This is a genomic window from Streptomyces sp. NPDC033180 (genome assembly GCF_055577645.1).
The window spans coordinates 47,194-66,755 of the sequence record NZ_JBVIPU010000023.1; the positions used below are offsets into that span (position 1 = coordinate 47,194).

At 67.5% G+C, this 19,562-nt stretch carries 21 protein-coding genes; 7 read left to right on the plus strand and 14 right to left on the minus strand.

What is annotated here, in order from left to right; genetic code table 11:
• The first annotated feature begins 83 nt into the window (after window positions 1-83).
• The 4 genes from ACZ5WE_RS36735 to ACZ5WE_RS36750 all read left to right on the plus strand — a co-directional run bounded on the left by ACZ5WE_RS36735 (window position 84) and on the right by ACZ5WE_RS36750 (window position 2,979).
• Window positions 84-854: a FadR/GntR family transcriptional regulator gene (locus ACZ5WE_RS36735; RefSeq protein WP_467695770.1), complete on the plus strand. Its 771-nt coding sequence runs from the start codon at window positions 84-86 to the stop codon at window positions 852-854.
• A gap of 356 nt (window positions 855-1,210) precedes the next feature.
• Entirely contained in the window at window positions 1,211-1,810 is a 600-nt protein-coding gene (locus tag ACZ5WE_RS36740) for a ricin-type beta-trefoil lectin domain protein (RefSeq protein WP_467695772.1), read from the plus strand.
• A 222-nt stretch (window positions 1,811-2,032) separates the two neighbouring features.
• Window positions 2,033-2,185, plus strand: a complete 153-nt coding sequence (locus ACZ5WE_RS36745) for a hypothetical protein (protein ID WP_467695774.1) — start codon at window positions 2,033-2,035, stop codon at window positions 2,183-2,185.
• A gap of 26 nt (window positions 2,186-2,211) precedes the next feature.
• A complete protein-coding gene (locus ACZ5WE_RS36750) occupies window positions 2,212-2,979 on the plus strand; it encodes an NPP1 family protein (RefSeq protein WP_467695776.1) in 768 nt (255 codons plus the stop codon).
• 176 nt (window positions 2,980-3,155) lie between these two features.
• On the opposite strand, the gene ACZ5WE_RS36755 is transcribed toward ACZ5WE_RS36750, so the two are convergent.
• A complete protein-coding gene (locus ACZ5WE_RS36755) occupies window positions 3,156-3,521 on the minus strand; it encodes a hypothetical protein (protein ID WP_467695777.1) in 366 nt (121 codons plus the stop codon).
• A 326-nt stretch (window positions 3,522-3,847) separates the two neighbouring features.
• Here ACZ5WE_RS36755 and ACZ5WE_RS36760 point away from each other — a divergent pair, with 326 nt between their 5' ends.
• Window positions 3,848-4,282: a hypothetical protein gene (locus ACZ5WE_RS36760; RefSeq protein ID WP_467695778.1), complete on the plus strand. Its 435-nt coding sequence runs from the start codon at window positions 3,848-3,850 to the stop codon at window positions 4,280-4,282.
• A 284-nt stretch (window positions 4,283-4,566) separates the two neighbouring features.
• Here the strand turns inward: ACZ5WE_RS36760 and ACZ5WE_RS36765 are convergent, their stop codons facing one another.
• The 4 genes from ACZ5WE_RS36765 to ACZ5WE_RS36780 all read right to left on the minus strand — a co-directional run bounded on the left by ACZ5WE_RS36765 (window position 4,567) and on the right by ACZ5WE_RS36780 (window position 7,700).
• Window positions 4,567-5,106: a nitroreductase/quinone reductase family protein gene (locus ACZ5WE_RS36765; protein ID WP_467695779.1), complete on the minus strand. Its 540-nt coding sequence runs from the start codon at window positions 5,104-5,106 to the stop codon at window positions 4,567-4,569.
• Entirely contained in the window at window positions 5,103-6,122 is a 1,020-nt protein-coding gene (locus tag ACZ5WE_RS36770) for an SDR family NAD(P)-dependent oxidoreductase (protein ID WP_467695780.1), read from the minus strand. Before ACZ5WE_RS36770 ends, ACZ5WE_RS36765 begins: the two co-directional genes overlap by 4 nt.
• A 130-nt stretch (window positions 6,123-6,252) precedes the next feature.
• Window positions 6,253-7,059, minus strand: coding sequence for a hypothetical protein (locus ACZ5WE_RS36775; protein ID WP_467695781.1), 807 nt, complete (start codon window positions 7,057-7,059; stop codon window positions 6,253-6,255).
• Between the two features lie 23 nt (window positions 7,060-7,082).
• Window positions 7,083-7,700 (minus strand): ATP-binding cassette domain-containing protein, encoded by a 618-nt coding sequence (locus tag ACZ5WE_RS36780; RefSeq protein ID WP_467695783.1) that lies wholly within the window; start codon window positions 7,698-7,700, stop codon window positions 7,083-7,085.
• Window positions 7,701-7,936: 236 nt separating this feature from the next.
• Here ACZ5WE_RS36780 and ACZ5WE_RS36785 point away from each other — a divergent pair, with 236 nt between their 5' ends.
• Window positions 7,937-8,476 carry a phosphatase PAP2 family protein gene (locus ACZ5WE_RS36785; RefSeq protein ID WP_467695784.1) on the plus strand — a complete coding sequence of 180 codons (540 nt, stop codon included), beginning with the start codon at window positions 7,937-7,939 and terminating at the stop codon, window positions 8,474-8,476.
• Window positions 8,477-8,510: 34 nt separating this feature from the next.
• Here the strand turns inward: ACZ5WE_RS36785 and ACZ5WE_RS36790 are convergent, their stop codons facing one another.
• The 4 genes from ACZ5WE_RS36790 to ACZ5WE_RS36805 form a co-directional block, all read right to left on the minus strand.
• Entirely contained in the window at window positions 8,511-8,972 is a 462-nt protein-coding gene (locus ACZ5WE_RS36790) for a hypothetical protein (protein WP_467695786.1), read from the minus strand.
• A gap of 423 nt (window positions 8,973-9,395) precedes the next feature.
• Window positions 9,396-10,034, minus strand: coding sequence for a helicase associated domain-containing protein (locus tag ACZ5WE_RS36795; RefSeq protein ID WP_467695788.1), 639 nt, complete (start codon window positions 10,032-10,034; stop codon window positions 9,396-9,398).
• Complete coding sequence (locus ACZ5WE_RS36800; protein WP_467695789.1) at window positions 10,019-10,453, minus strand: ATP-binding cassette domain-containing protein; 435 nt, start codon at window positions 10,451-10,453, stop codon at window positions 10,019-10,021. Before ACZ5WE_RS36800 ends, ACZ5WE_RS36795 begins: the two co-directional genes overlap by 16 nt.
• Window positions 10,450-10,854: a GntR family transcriptional regulator gene (locus tag ACZ5WE_RS36805; RefSeq protein ID WP_467695791.1), complete on the minus strand. Its 405-nt coding sequence runs from the start codon at window positions 10,852-10,854 to the stop codon at window positions 10,450-10,452. The genes ACZ5WE_RS36800 and ACZ5WE_RS36805 overlap by 4 nt, the downstream gene beginning before the upstream one ends.
• 254 nt (window positions 10,855-11,108) lie before the next feature.
• Between ACZ5WE_RS36805 and ACZ5WE_RS36810 the strand changes: the two genes are divergently transcribed.
• The gene (locus ACZ5WE_RS36810; RefSeq protein WP_467695792.1) at window positions 11,109-12,017 is read left to right on the plus strand and encodes a recombinase family protein; all 909 of its coding nucleotides are present in this window, start codon (window positions 11,109-11,111) and stop codon (window positions 12,015-12,017) included.
• Window positions 12,018-13,107: 1,090 nt separating this feature from the next.
• Here ACZ5WE_RS36810 and ACZ5WE_RS36815 read toward each other — a convergent pair.
• The 5 genes from ACZ5WE_RS36815 to ACZ5WE_RS36835 form a co-directional block, all read right to left on the minus strand.
• On the minus strand, window positions 13,108-15,273 hold the full coding sequence (locus ACZ5WE_RS36815; RefSeq protein WP_467695794.1) for a S9 family peptidase: 2,166 nt from the start codon (window positions 15,271-15,273) through the stop codon (window positions 13,108-13,110).
• Window positions 15,270-15,938: a methyltransferase gene (locus tag ACZ5WE_RS36820; protein WP_467695795.1), complete on the minus strand. Its 669-nt coding sequence runs from the start codon at window positions 15,936-15,938 to the stop codon at window positions 15,270-15,272. The genes ACZ5WE_RS36815 and ACZ5WE_RS36820 overlap by 4 nt, the downstream gene beginning before the upstream one ends.
• Before the next feature lie 69 nt (window positions 15,939-16,007).
• Window positions 16,008-17,033 carry a guanitoxin biosynthesis L-enduracididine beta-hydroxylase GntD gene (gene gntD / locus ACZ5WE_RS36825; protein ID WP_467695797.1) on the minus strand — a complete coding sequence of 342 codons (1,026 nt, stop codon included), beginning with the start codon at window positions 17,031-17,033 and terminating at the stop codon, window positions 16,008-16,010.
• Between the two features lie 80 nt (window positions 17,034-17,113).
• Complete coding sequence (locus ACZ5WE_RS36830) at window positions 17,114-18,391, minus strand: hypothetical protein (protein WP_467695798.1); 1,278 nt, start codon at window positions 18,389-18,391, stop codon at window positions 17,114-17,116.
• Window positions 18,392-18,444: 53 nt separating this feature from the next.
• The gene (locus ACZ5WE_RS36835) at window positions 18,445-19,455 is read right to left on the minus strand and encodes a hypothetical protein (RefSeq protein WP_467695800.1); all 1,011 of its coding nucleotides are present in this window, start codon (window positions 19,453-19,455) and stop codon (window positions 18,445-18,447) included.
• Window positions 19,456-19,562: the final 107 nt, after the last annotated feature.

Here is a 19,562-nt window from a genome sequence, read left to right on the forward strand (position 1 = left end):
TAGTTCAATATGATCAGTTAAACAAGAGTGCTCAAGATGAGCATTCTTCAGCGATGATCGGTGCGGCTGGTTAGGGTGACGCCATGCCCGGCAGCGACAACGCCCCGACCACCGGTCTCACGGCGCCCGAACTCAATGGCGTACGCAGGCTGTCCGCCCTCGAAGCGGTCCGGGCCCGGATCGCTCTCGCCGTCGATCTGGGCCTGCTGACCCCCGGCGACCGCCTGCCCGGCACCCCGCAGATCGCCCAGGCCCTCGACGTCAGCGAGATCACAGTCCGACGGGCCCTGGTATCCCTGTGCAGTGACGGCGTTCTGGAGCGTCGGCGCGGACGCGGCGGCGGCACGCTGGTCGCCGCGCACCCCACCCCCGGGGCCGTCCTCACCACGGACGCCTACCGCACGGCTGGCGACGCCGTGCGCCGGCTGATCGACCACCGGCTCGCCCTGGAATGCGGTATCGCCCACCTGGCGGCGGTGCGTGCCTCCGGCGAGGACCTGTTCGAGCTGCGGGAACTCGTCGAGGAGATGGACCGCGCCCCCAGCTGGGCCGAGTTCCACAGCTGCGACGAGCGCTTCCACCTCCGGCTCGCCGAGGCAACCGGCAGCTCCTCGATCACCGCCCCCTACGGCGCGGTTCTGCGCGAGCTCTACCGCTACTACCTGCCCTACCCCATGGACGCGCTGCGCGCTTCCAACCGCGAGCACCGCGACCTGCTCGACGCCCTGCACCGCCAGGACACCGCCACAGCTGGGGAAGTCGCCCGGCACCACGTGGAAACCCTGCACCAGACCATGTTCGTAGGACTGCTCGGCCCGACCGACGCCCCCGGAACAGCCACCACCAGCGGCTGAACTTGCCACGGGTCGACCGGCTGTTGACGATCAGGGGTCGGCAGTCGGGCCAAGAAGGCAAGAAGTGCCGCTCGTGGTTGTGGGACGGGAGGGCTCGGGAGGCTATTCGGTGCGCACGCGGGAGCGCTGGATCGCGGCAGCCCCAGGCGGGACGCGTGCCCGACGTGCGTCCCCCGCGGGGGAACGCAGCCTGGTCGAAAGCTGCAACTCGCTTTCTACACAGCTTACTTCACTACTTGACGAAAGCGGTCCAGACCTTTAGGTTCACGGCTCAGCATCGCACCGTGTGGCGCATCCAGCGTTCATGAGGTGAACGCTGCCTCGGTTGCTCATCCCACGAAGGGCCACCTGCTCGCATGCCCACACCTCTTTCAACAGTTGTATCCTCCGCCACCGGCCTGTTCACCGCGTCCCCCTCGCAGGCGGCCACCGGCAACATCACCGGCCTCGCCGGAAAGTGTGCGGACGTCGCCGTTGCGAACTCCGCCGACGGCACGGTCGTCCACCTCAACGACTGCAACGACACCGTCGCCCAGCGATGGACGGTCGACTGCGGCGGCGTCCGCCACCCCTTTGGCAAGTGCCTCGACGGCACGGGCAATTCGAGGGCCGACGTCGCCACGGTGCCGCTGCGGAACTGCGTCGGCGGCGCCAACCAGAGATGGACGGTCTCCTCCGCCGGCGACATCGTCGGCCCACGGACCGGCAAGTGCCTGGACGAGGTCGACGACGCCGTCACCAGCCACCAGGACTACGGGCTCGGCAGCTGCTGCGACGTCAGCCCGAGCATGGCCGCCGAGCGGGCCGTCGAGGCGCCGAACAACGCGTGTGTGTGCTTCACCGGCACGGTGGCCGTCCCTCTTGGGGGAGTGGGCGCCATCCGGCATGTCGCAGGCGGTACGGGCGGCCCGTCCAACTCCACGACCAGCATGGCCAATCTGGCCGGCTCCCCCTAAGTACGCCAGCTCCGCAGACGACTGTCCCTAGCACGCCAGCTCCGCAGACGACTGTTCCTAGCACGCCAGCTCCGCAGACGGCCGTCCCTGCGCTCGAGGGACGGCCGTTCCACCCCCCCACACCCAAGGAGCGTCCTCAACCATGCACGGACCCCGTTTCCTCGGCCGGTCCGCGGTCTTTGTCGCGCTCCGCTCGCCGCCATCCTCACCGCCTCGTTCGCCGTGACGCCCACCCAGGCCGCCGACGGCTCGATGACCGGGCTCGCCGACAAGTGCGTCGACCTCGCGGGCGCTTGCGGTGCCAGCGGCACCGACACCCACAACCGCTCCACCTCGATCCTCGACGTCTCACCGAACAGCAACCTGTACTGCTGATGCCGACCGCTCAACAGGGAGCCCCCATGCGCAAGTTGCGATCCCTCACCCACGTCCTTCTCGGCACAGTCGGCGCGATGACACTCGTCGTCGCCATCCCGGCGGCCGCCCACGCGAACGTCCTGCCCCCACTGCCGGCGAACGCGGGCGGCTTGGAGCAGACCTTCTCCCCTACCTACGACTACGACAGTGACGGCTGCTACGCCACCGCCGCCATCGGCGCCGACGGCACCATCAACCCCGGGTTGAAACTCGGCGGCGACGTCAACGGCAATTGCCACGACCCCGCCCAGCTGAACAACGCCAACACCTACTCTCGCGAGAAGTGCAACAACGGGTGGTGCGCGGTCATGTACGCCAGCTACTTCGAGAAGGACCAGATCACGCTCGGCCCGGCGGCCCTCGGGCACACCCACGACTGGGAACACGTCATCGTGTGGGTCAACAACAACGAGGTCCAGTACGTGTCGGTGTCCCAGCACAACACCTATCAGACACTCGCGCGGTCGGAGATTCGCTTCGACGGCACCCACCCGAAGATCGTGTACCACAAGGACGGAATCTCGAGTCACTGCTTCCGCTTCGCCAACAGCGCCGACGAACCGGCGGAGAACGCCACGGGCAACTGGTTCTACCCGCGGCTCGTCGGCTGGGATGGCTACCCGGCCGGCTACCGCGACAAGCTCAGCGGCGCCGATTTCGGCTCGGCCACCTTCAAGATCGACGACGGTGACTTTCAATGGGCTCTCGACTCCACGAGTCCAGCCGGAATCCCCTTCGACCCGTATGCCTGACGCTCGGCCCTCCCGGCCGCCGACAACGGTACGGACCTCGCTTGCCAGGCGGCCGGACGCCGCGAAGTGATGCCGTCGGCGCAGGTCACCCGACCGCACCTACCGCCTCTCCGCCGACGGCAGCCAGAATGCCCGCCGCGCACAATGTGGCGGCGGGCAGGGAATGAACCGCCCCGTCAGGTGGCGGCGCCCGCGATGTCGCCGTTCAGCGTGGCCAGCAGCCAGTCGTGAGCCGCGCCCGGTGTGGGGTACGCGGGGCCGGTCAGTTCGGCGACGAGCTGCCAGTAGTGGTCGATGCGGGGGTCCGCCGCAAGTACGCCGGCGAGTCGATGCCGGAAGGCGGGCGTGTCGCGCGCGCCGCGCGAGCGGGCGTATGCGGCGACGAAGCAGTCGAGCGCGTCCCCCCGCGTCCGGCGGCCGCTGCGCTTGCAGGGCTGGGCTCGCCAGGGCGTAGGCCTCCGTGAGCCCTTCGTAGAGCACCTCGGGACGGTAGCCCACCTCCGGTCGGTGTGCCGCGGGCTGGGCTCGGTCGTTTCCGGCACAGGGGCGGGAGACGAAGGCGTGCAGGCGGGCGAAGGCCAGCACCTGAGCCAGGTCCGGATCTTCAGGAGGCTGTGGAACCGTCTGTTCGAGGATCGAGGACACCAGCGGGCCCGGAAGGCTCGGCGGCAGCCAGCGCCGCCAGAACCGCGCCAGCGCCTCCGTACTGGGCGGGGCGGTCACGGCCCCCACGAGCCGCAGCCGCTCAGCACGTTGCTCGATACGGGCGCGGCCATGGCGGCTGCGTAGGCTCCGGAACGGGTGGTTCGCCGGGTGGGCACGCGTTACTCAGATGGGCTTGAAAGGCTCGCACGACAGACTCCGGCCATTGCAGATGCACCAGACGTGGCTGAGTGGTGCAACGGATGAAGAGCGCATCCCGTCCACCACTGCCGCGGCCCGCAAGAACTTTCTCCCGGCCGGGATGGAGTGGTCGTACGCGGCGATGTCCTCGAGCCTGATGATCGCGGGCGCCGCCTTCGCCCTCGCCTACGGTCCGCTCACCATCGCGGCGACCGACAGCGTGGCCAAGCAGGAGCAGGGCCTGGCCGGCGGTCTGCTGTACACGTTCACCCAGTTCGGCTCAGCGGTTGGGATCTCCGCGGTGACCGCGGTGTACGGGATCGCCGCTGCCGGCACCGATGGCTCGCCGAACGCGGTGCTTGACGCCTACCGAGCCGCCCTCGTAGCCCCGGTGGTCATGGTGCTGCTGGGAGCGGTGCTCTGCGCCTTCGGCCTGCGCGGCACCAGGACATCCGGCTAGCGGAAGAGCCAGGCGGCCGCTACCGGCGACGAGGCCGAGGCGGCGTTCACCCCAGCCCTGCTCGCCAAATACCCATCGGTGCCCCGCGATCAGGCTGCCCTCGACACTTCGCGACCTCGGCGGTGACACGGACCCCGTCGCCGCGGTAGCCGGAGGCCTCGCGGGCGTACCACGGGCTGGACGCAGTCCCCGTCCGCTTGACCCAGGGGAATCCATGTGGCCCCACGTACTCCAACCCTGAGCCGCAGTCACTTGACCAGCGGCTCGGTGAGCCGCACCGCGGCTCAGTTCAGACGGCCTCCCCAGGCACGAATAAGCCCAGGGCGGGCGGGGGTTAGGAGGAAGACCCGAATACTTCGTCCGCTGTGGCGGGCGTAGTCGTCGAAGCAGGGCATTGCGGCCAGGATCTCGTCCTGGGCTTCTTGTTCCTCCTCGGGGGAAAGGAGGCGTGCTCGGACCGGCCAGGAACGGCCGCGCCAATGGACCGTGGCGTGCGGTTCGCGCAGCAGGTGCCAGGACCAGGCGGGGTGCTGGGGGCGACCGAAGTTGGTGGCCATGACGATGAAGGTGTCTGCGTCGCTCTGACTGGCCAGCAGGGGGGTGTGACAGGCGGTGCCGTCGCGACGTGTGGTGTGCAGGATCAAGACCGGAACCAGCAGCCGGCTGGGCATCCAACGACCCCGGGTCCAGCGATGGAAGCGGCGGTCCAGGCCGGGCAGCAGGTGAGGCCCACAGCGACGCAGGAGCCAGCTGTTGCCGACCGCGCGAAGCACGCGCTGTCGGCCGCCCAGGGGCCGGTTCGGAGGAGCGATCGGCGTTGTCACGAGCGCTCCTCTTCCTCTCCCGGCCGTGCTGGGAGAGAGGAGAATGGATACGCGGTCAGCTGTTGGGACAGCTGCCACAACTGCCCGGCAGCGCGTGTCTCGCACGCACGTCGGGCGGCTCGCACCGGCACGGGTGGGCCGGACCATTCCCAGCGGCCGCCCGGCCCGAAGAACTCACTGCCCGCAACATGTGGCTCGATAGCGGCCCTGAGCAACGGCCAGGCCGCCTGGCAGGGAGAGTGCCACCGCGCCTGCATCCATTCCAGCACCCGCGCCTGGCGGTGCAGGCCGTCGGCGTGCAGGGCGCTGGAGCCCAGGGAGGTATTCACCAGGCCGGGGTGGGCGGTGATTGCGCGCAGCGGCAGGTTGCGGGTGTGAGCCCACGTGGAAAGCCCGTGTGTGAACAGCAGGTTGGCGACTTTGGAGTCGAAGTAGGCCATCCAGCGGTGGTAGAGGCGTGGCCGGTGCGGCCGGTGGGGGTGGCACCGCCCCAGCCAGTGCAGGACGGAGGAGACGTTCACCACCCGCGGCTGCGGCGTATTCAGCAGAGCGGGCAGCAGATGGCCGGTCAGCGCGAAGTGACCGAGGTGATTCACGGCGAAGTGCATCTCGCAGCCCGCCGCGGAGCGAGTCTGCGGCAGCGCGGCTACACCAGCATTGTTGATCAGAAGATCCAGTCTCCCTTCCACTAGTCCCGTGACCCGCTCGGCGGCCTCGCGGACCTGGCCGAGTTGAGACAAGTCGCATACGGCGCTGTCCACTTGGGCCGCTGCGACGCGATGACGCACCGCTTCAGCTGCCGCCAGCCCGTGTGCCTCGGAGGGGCACAGGATGATCACATGTGCTCCGTGGCGGGCCAGGTGCTCGACCAGCGCGGCACCGATTCCGCGAGAGGCACCCGTGACCACCGCCGTACGTCCGGAAAGATCGCCCGCCTGCGCCGGAGTCCAGCCGGTGTTCCCGGCACGCCAACGCCCCCACGGACCGGTCAGGTGTGCATGTCTTGCCTCACTCACCGTCGGTGCCCTCGCCTCGTCGTCATGGACATTTGGTGCAACGACACGTAGGCCGGGCAGGCAACGGCCGCCCCCCCCGGCGGGCGAGAGCGTGCCGTTGCCCGGCCCCAGCTCCTGGGCGGCACGCTCTTCAGCCCAACTCCGGCTCCGCGGGGCCTGGATCAGGATGCGCTCGCGAGCTGGGGCGCTGTGGGCGGGCGGGGGTCGGCCGGCCGTAGTGACGGGTGCGCAGGTGGAAGATGACCAGCGCCAGGAGGCTGGTGGCAGCGAACCAAGGCAGCGCCCGGCCGGCGCAGGCGAGGGTGTGCGCATGAGTGAAGGAAGCGGCCAGAGCGGCCTGGGCGGGCCCGTACAGCGGCAGGGCGCCCAGCAACGCCTGGTCTCCGGAAGGGTTAGAGACAGGGCTTTGCATGCCGACGTCGACGAGCGTTGCCATCACCACGACGAAGAACCCCTCGAGTTCACCGCGCAGCAGATAGCCGCTCATGATCCCCAGGCCGCCGTAGGCAAGAATCGCCGCGGCCACCGCTGCCGCGACCGCATGCGGCTGGGCCAGCGGCCAGGACATCCACAGCAGACCAGTGGTATAGCCGGTGAGCAGCACCGTGATGATGAGCAGGGCAAGCACCTTGGCTGTCAGAAGTTGCAGCCGAGGGTAGCCCGCCAGGACCAGTCGCAGATCCATGCTCCGGGCGTTGAAGGTCGCCATGAACATCATGAACCCGGCGATCACCGTCACGGCGTGCAGAGCGCTGGAGATCTGGATGGTGCGGTTCATCGACGCGGTCACCTCGATGCCCAGGACGCTGGTGAACGTGATGTCCTTGTCCAGCGCGGTCGCCCGCACCACGTAGATCCAGGTGGGGATGAAGAAGGCGATCATGCCCATTGCCAGGCGGTTGCGCAGGTGGCCGGTCAGGGTGAAGCCGAGCGCCACGGTGAACGCCGTCCACTGATGCCTCACTGGTTCGCCCCCTCGTGCAGACGGCCATCACGCAGGTGATGCACGGTGTCAAAGTGCTGCAGGTCGTGCAGCAGGTGTGAGACCACCACCACCGAACGCCCCAGGGAACGCAGTCGGACTGCCAACTGCCAAAAACGCTGATGCGTATCCCAGTCGAAGCCCTGATAAGGCTCATCGAGGATCAGAAGCGGCGGATCATGCATCAGTGCCAAGGTCAGATTCAGTTTCTGCCGGGTTCCGCCGCTCAGCTCTCCCGCCCGCGTACGCCGTTCGGCACCGAAACCCAGCAGGTCCACCAGTTCCCACGCTGGGTTGAGCCGTGGTAGCCGGTAGGCGACCTGGAACAACCGCAGATGCTGGGCAACCGTCAGCGTGTCATTGACCACTGCCTGCTGCGGGCAATACCCCAGAGCGCCGTAACACTGCACGCTACCTCCGTCCGGCATGAGCTCGCCCACTGCGATCCGCAACAACGTGCTCTTGCCCGAGCCGTTCTCGCCCACCACGCCCGCGAGCATTCCCGCCGACACCGTGAAATCCGCGCCCCGCAGCACTGCTCGTCGTCCGTACGCCTTGTGCACGGCCCTGATCTGCAGCCGCATGTCTGATGCCATCTCACTGTGCCCTTCGCTGCCTACCGCCCGAGCAATCTTCGCCAGGCCAACGCAACCAGGCGCCTACGGACACGCAGGACGAACGTGGTTGCATCCGTCTGAATGGGGGAGGCCCAGGAGGTTGGGCGTGCACTTGGGACGCAGGGCCTCGTTCATCGGTCGTGACGCTGATCATCGCCAGAACCGGCAGAACGAGAGTTGCGCGGCAGCTGAGCCGGTACTTCGCTCCGCCCTGCATGCCGGTCTTTGCCGGCGCTGCGGTCAGTTGGCGCGTCACCTGGCCCCACTACGACGGTCTTTGGTGGGGACTGTGCGGCAGCGGCACGTGGGCGCTGTTGTCTGCGGCCGTGGCCTTCTCCGGCACACGCCTGCGGTGGTGGCCGGCCCCCGACCCCTCCGAGCGTCGGCCCCGGCTCATGCTGCTGGCTGCCAGCGTCATCACCGCAGCGGCCGTCTGGCTTGTCTGCGACAGCCTCGGCGCCCCAGCCGCGCTCCTGGCTATGGGATGCATGGCCCCACTCCTGGCAACATTGCTCTTCGCCTGCACCTACGCCGGCAACATCTCCCTGCACACCAGCTCCGCAGCTGCCAGCGTCACCCTCTTGACCCTGCAACTAGGCCCGGCCTGGGCTCTGCTGTACCTCCTCGTGGCAGCCATCGGCTGGTCCCGCCTGCACCTGCGTGCCCACACACCCACCCAGGTCGTTGCCGGTGCGGCAGCGGGGGCCATGGTCTGCAGCACCATGCTCTACTTCGGTCCGCTGGGCGCGAGCTAGCCCCTGCGGCCGAGACCGCGACGCCGGACAGGGATTACACCGGCTCCTCATATACGTCCATCTCGGAGGGCACGCGTTCAAGCAGCATGTCGAGATGCTCCTGCATGGTGGCGAACCACTGACCGAACTCCGCCTCGGTGTTGAGAAGGAACCACGAGCCGAAGCGCCCCAGGGCCTCCAAGGCAGGTTCGGACTCGTAGCGCAGTTCGCAGTGGACCTGTACATAGTGGTCATGCTCACCAGCGGCATCGCTGATGCCGAACTGTCGCGCGAGATCCACCGTAAACATCGGTCGGCCGCTGAAGGCGTACGTGCCGTATTGGAAGAGGAAGCCGTCGGAATCGGGTGTTGCCGCCGTGTCAAAGTGCTGCCGCCCGAATCGCATGTAGGCCAGCCATGCAGCCTTCGTGGTCAACTCGCTCGCCATCGACCGTTCAGCCGCCAGCTCGGCACGCACGACGTCGAGCGCTTCCTCCGGCCGCGATCTGTCGGGCACGCCGGCTCTCCTCGCTTCGGGAACCACAAAACGATCTCTATGAGGGTAAGGGGCGCGAGATGTCAGGCAGCTCGAACAAACAGGTGGCACGGAGCCGTGCGCTCCGTCTACCTTGCGCCCGTGACTGGTGATCCGAAGTGCTCATCACCTCGCCGCCGGTGATGGTGTACATGTTCTCGGCCGGCCCTTGTGGGGCGTAGTTCGGGTTGCGGGAGGTCTTGAGGTCTTCAGGCGTTGAGAGAAGGTCCCTTCGGCACGGAGCGGGATGCGCAGGCTCTCGTGACTGATGTGGTCGACCACCCCTCAGCGACCAAGGAGGTCGCCGGCTCGGACAGACTCCGGGGAGCGGCAACTCGTATTCGGCGGACTTGGACGTGGCGATCTTCTTGATCTCGCGGGCTCGGGCAGTGGTGACGATGCCTGTCATGTCCATCGCATGTCGATGGCGGAGAGTTGTTGTATGCGTTCCGGTGTGAGGGTGGTGGCTCTGGATCGCTGATTGCGGTCCATGCGCCCAGTTTCAGCTCTCTGAGTTCCCGTTTCTCGGGGTTGTCGGCCTCGTCGCCGATGGTGATGGTTTCGGTGTGTTTGCGGGGGGACTTGTAGGTGTCCTTCGCGTTGGTGGTAGTGGTGGGCGGCCTTGTAGTGCATGGCCCATTTGCTGGCCTGGCTGGTCCTCGGTTTGGGTTTCTCGTCCTCGGTCGCGGGTGTGATGCCGAGGACGTGTTCACACATCCACTGCTGTACGCCGGTGAGCTTCTCCCACCCGAACTGCTGGGCACGAACCCAACGCCCCAAGTCTTCGCCTTGGCGTAGGACTTCGCCCGCTGCGGTGGGCAGTGCCTCGCCCGCGTTCAGGTGTATCCGCACGAGGTGGAAGGAGCGTTGCCAGGTGAAGGGCCAGTTCGGGCACCAGGATGCGTCGATGTCCTCCAGCTGCTCGCGCCGCTCCTCCGACAGGGCTCCGGCCGACGACTTCACCGGTAGCCCCTGCGCACGCTGCTGCTCGTTGTCGGCGGCCTTGCGGGCGGCGGCCCGCGCGTTCTTCAAAAAGATGCCCACCTGGCGCCCCTGGTAGGTGGCGTCCAGCGGGGCCAGGAGGTGCCCGTGTTCGGGTCCAGGCCGAGCCGACGGACCCGGTCCCGCGCCACGGCGTCGTCCCAGTTCGGATTGAGCCGCTGACCGAAGTCGAGGTGGTCGGCGACGCTCAAGGACGCATAGGTCGGGGTGTCCTGGGCAACGAAGCCGACCTTGGCCGGCTGTTCAACGTCCTCGGCTGGACGGCCTCCGCACACCTCGATGGTGCCGGCGGTCGGGGTCAGCATGCCGGAGGCCAGGTTCAGCAAGGTGGACTTGCCTGCCCCGTTGGGGCCGACCAGGCCCACCACCCGGCCGGCCGGAACATCCAGATCGCAATGCTGCAGCGCCCAGCGCTGCTTGTACTTCTTGCCCAGTGCCTGGGCTCGTAAGACGGCGCTCACGCTACGTCCTCTCCGGCTGCGTTACGAAAGGTGTTCATGAACAGTGCCTCGACGCTTTCCTCGTCGAGTCCAGCCAGGCGGGCCTTGGTCAGCCAGCGCTGGAGGTCCTTGAGCAGCGGGCCGTGCGCGGTGAGCGTGCCGTCGGCCAGCGTGCGGGTCACGAAAGTCCCGACGCCCGGACGAGCACCGACCAGCCCCTCGTGCTCCAGCTCGCGGTACGCCTTGAGCACCGTGTTCGGGTTGACCGCGATCTGCTTTGCCACGTCCTTGACCGTGGGCAGCTTGTCCCCCTCCTTCAGCAAACCCAGGCGCAGCGCATGGCGCACCTGCTGGACCAACTGCTGATAGGGAGACAGGCCGGACCGGCCGTTGAGGTGGAACTCAATCACCCGTTCCTCCATTTACCTAGTTGCCTAGCGCTATAGCCTTCTGCGTCGATCATTCGGCAAGGGACCTCCGCAGCGCGAGGCTCGTGTCCGGCGGGCCCGCTCAGGTGTCGGCAAACGAACGAATGACGACAGGTGCCGCGTACGTCCAATGAACCCGGACTTTCCGGGGCTTGACGACGGCCCAGATCCAATGAGATCCGATGACGATTAACGACAGGGTTAGATGACACCTGAGGTCCGATGAGGCGGCAGAAGCGAGGAACAGCGTGGCCAATCTCGTCTACAAGCGCGTGTCAACCGACAAGCAGTCGACCGGCCGCCAGAACCTCGTCCTCGCCGAGGCCGGGATCGAGGACCCGGTCGTCTTCGAGGAGGAGGCCGGCATCTCCAGCCGCCTCCACCCGCTTGAGCGCCCGAAGTTCGGCGAGTTACTCACGTACGCGCGGCCGGGCGACATCGTGCACATCTCCGAGATGTTCCGCCTGGTCCGCGGCACTGGCCACATCGTCGACGTGCTCGACGTGCTGCACCGCGACCGTCTCGCCCTGCGCATCCACGACGGAGCGTTCTCCGCGATGGACCTCACCGCCCGCCACCCGCGCACCGGCGAGTTGCAGTCCACGGTGAAGTTCATGGTGCAGACCCTCGCCGCCGCCGGCGAACTCCAGCGGGAGCTGACGTACGACGGACTGCGGGCCGCCGAGGCCAAGGGCAACAAAGGCGGGCGCCGCCCGGCAGTCCCGGCCGGGAGGACCGATGCCGTGCGCACCGCATACCTGAAGGGCCGGTCCATCGCTGCCCTCGCCCGCGAGTACGACGTCAGCCGCGGCGCCATCCGCACGGCCGTCGCCGACCTCCTGCCCGAGCACACGGCCGCCGACCCGGGTGCCCCGGCCCTGGAACTGCCGGTCGTCCTCGATATGCCGGGCAAGGTCGCCGACTTCCTCCGCGCCGCCGAGCTGGAGCCCGTGGAGCGCGTCACGCTCGACCAGGACGTGACCGAACGGCGCGGCCAGGGCTACACCCTTCGCGTCACTGCCGTGCCCGCGGTCCACCGCCAACTCCTCGACCGCTGCCAGTTCCTCGACGGCACCACGGCGATCCCGGCCCAGCGCAAAGCCCGCCGCGAGTACGAGAAACGCGTCAACGCGCTCCCGGTTGTCAGCCTGCGTTGAACGGACCGGGCACCACACCCACCAAGATCAAGTACTGGCGGCTTTTGGGCTTACCTCGGCGCTACCCCATCTGCGGGTCAGCCGTGCGGCTTTGGCGGGCGTGGGTGCGGTCTTGACGTCCGCCATCATGAGCACCAGGACCATGCGCCTGTCTAACCGGAGGCCTTCATCGGCCGGAGTGGCAGAAGACGTCACGGTCCCAGGACTCGAACAAACCCAGCAGAACCACCCGGGTGATGCTGGATCCGTTAGCAACGAATTAGGTAGTCATGCCAACTCCGAAGGCCGGTAGCCCCGTTGCGGGACTACGAAAACGTTAGGGGGGAGGCCGGTTCACGGCGATCGTTCGACCCGCTCGCTACGATGGCCGAGGGCTGGTTTCCGGGGCAGTTCACTCCGGCACGAGCCGCTACCCCCGCATGTCCCTGGCGTACACCACGGACGTGCCCGCGCTCGACCTTAGGGCGGCACTGGCCGCCATCGGCCAGCCGCTGTCCGGGAGACGTGGGTCAGCTGCGCCAGGTCGAGCAGTGGTACGACGGCGCGGTCATCAAATCCGGTTGCGGAAGTGTCGTTCGCCGAAAGCCGGTTGTGACCTCGTTCCCCGGTTCCGGCCCTGTGGAGGGTGACGCCGCCGTGCTCACCACGACGCCGCCGTGCTTACCCCCGCGGGGGCTTTCACCTCTCAGGGACCCTGCGTGATGGCTGCGGCTTCGCTGAGCCGACCTGGCCGGACGCTGACCCGCAGGTGCGATGTGCCGGCTGGGTGTCGGTGGCTGACGTCAGTGACGGCATGTCAGGTCAGGGTGTTTCGCTGTTTGGCGTTGAGCCTGGAGAAGTCACTGGCAGGGGACGGTGCATGGTGCCGTTTCGGATGGCATGGGGTGGTGGTATCCCCCGTTCCGTGCACGGTCCGTCGATGCCTCCGGGGCCGGAGGCGCCCCCGGACCATCAACAACAGGGGAAGCTACGTTGGACCCGTAGGCCAGCCCCGTTGAGGAGGCACGAACAGGGGGCAACGGGGGCGGCTCCGGCGAGTTCTGGCCCTACCCGCCGACGAGCCCTGCCCTCTTCGGAGCGGGGCAACTGCCTACTCCTGATCCACCCCGTCGGAGCCGTTAGGTCGGGCCAGAACTCGCCCGAGGGTGAGGTCGGTTGTAAAACGTGAAGCACGCAGCGCATCGTTGATGAACTGAACTTGCAGTCTCAGCACGTTCCGCTGTATGTCCGGGTCAGCCATCATGTGAGCTGTGCCTGGAAGCGGGAGAACGGTGTGAAGGCGGCCGGCTCTCAACAGCGCTTCTGAGAGCCGGAATGTGTGGGCGCTGACTACGTTGTCGTCCGCCATTCCGTGGATCAACATCAACGGTCTGATCAGCTTGTGGGCGTCATCGAGCAGAGACGAGCGGATGTAGCTGTCGGGGTTCTCCGCTGGGTGCCCGAGATGCCGCTCTCGCCAGTGCGTGTCGTACAGAGTCTGGTCGGTGACGGGAGCGCCAGCGACGGCCACGTGGAACACGTCGGGCCTGCGCAGCACTGCCAGTGCCGCCAGGAAGCCTCCGTAGGACCAGCCCCGGATGGCCACCTTGTCCAGATCGAGGCACCCCAGAGCGGCTGCGGCGCCGTGCAGGCCGTCGACCTGGTCTTGGAGGACCGGTGTTGCAATGTCACCATGGATGGTCCGTTCCCAGGCAGGACCGCGGCCAGGGGTGCCGCGGCCGTCCACAATGACGACCGCGAAACCTTGCTCGGCGAGCCACTGCGGGAGGAGATAGCCGTCCAGCTCTTCGGTGACGCGCTGAAGATACGGCCCGGCGTACGGGTCCATGAGGACGGGGAGGGGCTGCGACCCGTCCGCGCCTGAGGGCAACACGACCGCGACGCGCAGCTCACGCTCTCCCACGGTCAGGATCCGCACATCAGGTGTGACAGTAGGGGCCTCAACCAGACTGCGGACAGCCCTCACTGGGCCGCGACGGTCATGCGCGCTCACGGTCCAGCCGGAGCGGTCGAGACGGCGGCCGTACGTGACAACCGTTCCGCCACTGGCCCGGCCGTTCCATACCCCCGGCCCCCGCGTCACTTGGCACGCTCCCTCCTTCAGGGTCCAGATCCATAGATGGATCCGGGTCGGTTCGTCCGACGCGCGGAAGTACACCGCCTCGTCGTCAGTTGCCACTACCTCCCGCACCTGGAGCCCGGATGGAGTCACCGCCTCCCCGTCGATGAGCAGTCGTCGTGTGCCGTCTCGGTCGCCCACCCAAACCAGCCGATCGGATGCGGTCACCGCCGGGACACCACGGACGATGGACACCCAGGCGGAGTCCCTCTCCTCGTGCACCACCCGGGTGGCGCCGGTGACCGGTTCCACGGACAGAACGCGCATCCGCCGCTGGCTGCGGTTCTGAACGACCACGAGGGGCCGTTCCCTGGACCATTGCACGTCCACGACGTACTCGAACTCCGCCCTGTCCCACGCGACGGCGACCGGTGGTCCATCGTCTGCGACGAGCCACAGTGAGACATCGGCGTTCCGCGTCCCGGCCGCGGGATAAGCCAGCTCCCGGGGATGCTTTGCGGGCCAGGCCGGGTCGGCCAGGTACCAGCGCTCGACCAGGGCGGTGTCAACACGAGCGACGAGCAGTCGCTGGCTGTCCGGGGACCACCAGAAGCCCCGCAGGCGTTCCATGGACTCGGCGGCCACGTGCTCCGCCAGGCCATAGGTGACGTGCTCACCCTCTGGCCCTATGAGGACCCGGTCGCCCTCCCCGTCGGCGCCGACCAGGCGCAGCTCTCCGGCGTGCGTGTAGGCGATCCGAGAGCCGTCGGGGGACGGCCAGGGGGCGAACGCCGGCGGCAGGCCGTCGAGGATGCTGGTGTGTCCGGTGTCGAGCCTGGCAGTGCCGATCCGGCCGTGCGCGGAGAACACCGCGCGGGTCACTGCCTGATCGGTGGCGTAGGCCGTGATGCCGCGCGATTGTTCCCGCGTGCGCTCGCGCATCCAGGCGTCCGCCGACGAGGCTACCCCCGCCCCTGAGGGCGGCGGGGGGACGGCGCGGTCAGGGTCGGCGAGCAGCGTCTCCTCGCCCGTGGCCATGGACAGCTGCCACAGGCAGGAGATGGGGTCGCTGCCGGAGCGGGAGCGCAGGAATACGACTCTGTCGCCATCCGGGGCGACCGTGAACGCGGTGGGGGACCCGAGCTGGAACCGGTGGGTCCGCAGATACTGTTCGAGCAGTGCGTCGGACCCGCTCACCTGATCGTCTCCTCGGGCAGCCGTGACCACACGAAGTAGTAGTCCTCGTATCCCGGGCCGCACGGGAACACGCCTACGGTCTCGAGCCCGGATTCATCGATCATGCTGCTGAAGTCCGAAGGGTGCGAGAATCGGTAGTTTTCCTGGATCACGACCGAACCGCCGGGGTTCAAGAAGTCGGGGGCTGCTGCGTAGAAGTCGCGATGGATGGACCAGTCCGTGTCCTTCCAGATCAGCGGTGAATGGCTGTGCTGGTACTCGGAGGCCGGAGCAGAGGCGTTGACGTGCGGAGGGTTGCCGACCATGAGATCCCACCGAAGTGCGGGGGGCACCTGCGTGAAGCAATCGGAAAGGTGGAACCTTACCCGGCTCTCCAGGCCGTTATCCTTGACCGTCCGCTCCACTGCGCCCTGTGCAGCAGGGTTCACGTCGCCCAGGTCGAGGCTCTCGCACAGCCCAGCGGCCAGGAGCGAAAAGCCGATGAACCCGGGACCGGCGCACCACTCGAAGACGGTGCGCACTCCTACGAAGTGCTGCCGGACGAAGGGGGCGTAGGCGCGACCGAAGGTGTTGCCCCCTCCGTCCAGGTCTGGGTTGTATGACACCGTGAGGGAGTCGCTTTCGCCGTATGTCACGTACTCGTACTGTCGCTCGTGGCGCGTCATACCGTTCTCCAGGGAAAGGGCGGCCGAGAGCGGGGCCGCCAGGGTTGCGGGCGGGGCGAAACGACCGAGTCAGAAGATGACGCGCTCGTGCGCAGCGAGCCGCGCGTCACGCGATCTGCGCAGATCTCTGGTGACGTTGATGCGCTTGAGCCAGCGGTCCGTGCCGTCGTACCGAGCCTGGAAGGGACGGCGCCCGTGCACGGCCTTGAAGTTGTCGATGAAGAGGATGTCGCCCGGCACAAGGACGATTTCGCGCATGTGCGCCTCAACCCTCTTCGAGAACGTGGCCAAGGCCCGGCGTGCCTCATCGTCCTCGATCGGATCAATGTAGTGGGGGTGCACCCGCAGATAGGGGTCGGCGGTGTCGCCGAAGAGGACGGCCACCGGCTCGGGGTGGTCGAGCATGCGGCAGATGCGGGCATAGCTGCGCTCCCGCAGCTCCGCAGCGGGGTCGTCCGGACGAGGGGCGGCCCGGCTTTCGGGTCGGTGGGCGTCGTCGGGCAGTAGCGGGTAGTGCGCCACGGCCAGGACCTCGCGGGTGCGCGCGTCCAGGTCCAGGTCCTCGACCCCCACGTAGGTGGTCTCGGCGGAGTCTGGGTTGCGCAGGCACATCAGGCCGACGTAGTCCGCACGGTAGGGGTGGAACGCGTCCTCGGTGTGCCACTCCAAAGGCGTGATGCTGCCTGTCCCCAACTGCCCTATCTCGTGACCCTTGATGGGCATCACGTCGTGCATGACACGTCCGTCCTGCTGGGTGGCCCACGCGATGGGGTCTCCCAGGAGCTGACCGCAGAGCAAAAAGAACAGTTCCTCCTCGATCGCGGGCGACTGAGCGGGCCGGTTCTTCCAATGCTCGGGTGTGGCACCAATGGCATCGTCGTCGATAGGGAAGCCGCGCACGACACAGGCGGCTGAGGGTTCCTTGAGCCGGAACGCATTGAGCGCGGCACGCAGGCTCCTGGGGAGTTCCTGTGCGTAAACGGCCGCGTCAGCGAGGAGAGCGGGCAGTTCGACAGAGGAATGCCGCCGGGCCAACTCCGCCACCAGGGAGCGGGCCTCCGCTGCTTCGTTCGGGGTAAGGGTGACGCGGTACATCAAGGAGGTCCTTACGTGCGGGGACTGCTGCGCTGGCGAGGGGGCTCTCCGAGGCCCAGCGATCCGGACGGGCACTGAGGTCAGCGGCGGGCCAGCGCCACCGTCGGGAGGGCGCCGTGGCCATGGATACTGACGACCCCCTTCCGACCTGGAGGCAGATAGCGGACCATGCAGCCGCCCGGCCGGCCGTCAAAGACGTACGGGCTGAAAACGGGGTAGACGTCCGCCTCATAAGTGCCAGCGCCGTCTCCCTCGGCGAACTCCATGGTGTACGGGGCTGGTTCCACGTACTCCTGGACGATGTGGTCCTCGGCCCCCGCCGCTTGGGTGACGGCGCGCTTCCACACTTCCGAATCGCAGTGCCGACCGACGAGGACATCCTGCGCTTTCATCCCGATGGCAGGCTTGAGGACGAACTCCTCGGAGCGGCTGAGCAGCAGTTCGGGCAGTGAGTGGTCCACGCCCCGCCAGCGGGTGCGCCGCTCGCCTACCACACGCGTCCAGGGCAGGTACCGTTCGACGGTCTCGCGGTCGCGCGAGGTCATCCAGGGGCGACCTTCGGAGACCCAGCCGAGGACCTTCTTGTTGGAGATGAGGTAGGCGGTCTGCGTCGCGATGAGAGTGACGCCAGCGTCAAGTGCCGTGCGGACTGGAGTGATGTCGATGCCGTGTCCGCGCCACTCGGGAATGGTGAAGTGCCGCAGACCGAGCTCGTAGCGCGGGCGGCCCAGAAGGTCCAACCCGTCGAGCAGGTCTTCAGGTTCGAAGAACTCCGCCTTAAGGCCTCGCTTCCTGAGCGAGTCCACCTGGACGTCGTAGTAGCGGAGGGTACGGCTGCCGTTGAGGTCGCGGGCGCTGCCGACGACGGCGACAGCGGGCGTGGTGTCCAGCTCCCGTACCGCGCGGACGAATATCCCATCGCGTACGGCCAGCGGATCGGGTCCGGCAAACGGTGCCTGCTCGAGTCCCCCGTACATCGCAGTCCAGGCTGCGGCATTCAGCGAGGTATCGACGACACCACCGATGCCGGCCCCGATATTGAACTCAACGAACTTGGGTCCGGTGACGTCGACCATGACGTCCGGGCGGGCGATGCAGGTCGCAAAGTCTTCTTCGACCGCGCCATCCATGAACAGTGGATATTCGCTCTCGTCGGCGGCGAGTGCCGCGATGCGGCCTGCCGCCGTCGGCGCGCACTCCAAGAGTGTTCTACGGAGCAGCGTGAGCAGCGCGGAGGCTGCCGCGAACATCTCGCTGTAGGACTCCCGGGGCAGCACGACCGGGCGCACCGATGCCGGGGACATCGGGAACGCGATGTCGTCCATCGCCTGGCGGAGGCCGTCGACGAGGGCGGGCACGGGGAGCCGGGAGTCGAGGGGCAAGGCAGAGCCCGATCCGTACCAAGGTGTTCTCATGACAGCGCCTTCCTGGGCTCCGGAACGGAGGCGAGGAACGTGTCCAGGTCGAGGTGACGGACCCGCTCCACGCCGGGGGACTTCGCGGAGTAGTCCTCGCGGACCGGACGGTCCGGGTCGTGGAAGAACACGGCCTCCAGTGCACCGTCGTAGGTCTCCGTAATGACGGGATTGGCGACTAGAAAGTCCCGAACCTCAGGGGTGTCGTGTGTTACGTGCAGCCACAGGCGCTTGTTTCTGAAGTGGTTGGGCGGCAGGACCACTTGGGTACCGAAGCGTCGCTTCCACTGGTAGGTGCCCTTGCTGAGGAAGGGTTCTGTTCCTTGGAAGTCGAGATATCGCACGCCGTTCTCAGCCGCCCAGCCGATCAGGAAGTGGTAGATGGCCTTGAACGCGCCACTCTTGTAGTGCTCGGTGAGCCCGTCCGCCACACCAAGCAGCCGCAGGGTCAGGACCCGTGACGTGGCGTCCCAGTGGCAGAGGGCCCCGCCGATGCGCTCGCCGTCCTGCGACAGGCTGAACAAGCATCCGGTGCGGAACAGACACTCGTAGGAGACGTCCTTCGTCTCCGTCCGCTCCCGGGCGCCGTGGCGCTCCCGCATCGTCGGCCGGTAATGGCGGTCGTAGAAGACGTCAAACCAGGCGGGGTCACGCTCCACCGCCCAGGCCCAGTCGTGGTGCCGCAGATCGCGGTTGAACTGTGTGCGTTCCCGCTTCGATATTTTCCTGCGTACGGTGTCGGGGCCCCCATCGGTGTCGATGACGAAGTGGACGCGCATTGGAACGATCAAGGAAGCCTGCCCGGGCAGCTGCCGGGCCCGCGCGACGCTCGTGCCGACGATGATGATGTCGGCGTTGGGAAGCCGAGCAGGGGAGCGCAGCGCCTTGCCGGTCATCTGCGTCGTGGCGCGCTCGGCGGGCCCTCCGCTGTCGTCCTCACGGCGCAACTCGGTGAACTCCAGGGTGTAGGCGAGTCCCTCGTCAAGGCCGGCGTACGCGACGGACATGCCCCCGAGTCGCGAAGTGACAGCGGGGAACACCGCCGTGTCTCGAGTGTCTAGGACGGTCCGCAGCTGTGTCACGACCCGGTGGCTGCTATTGCGCCACCGGTATC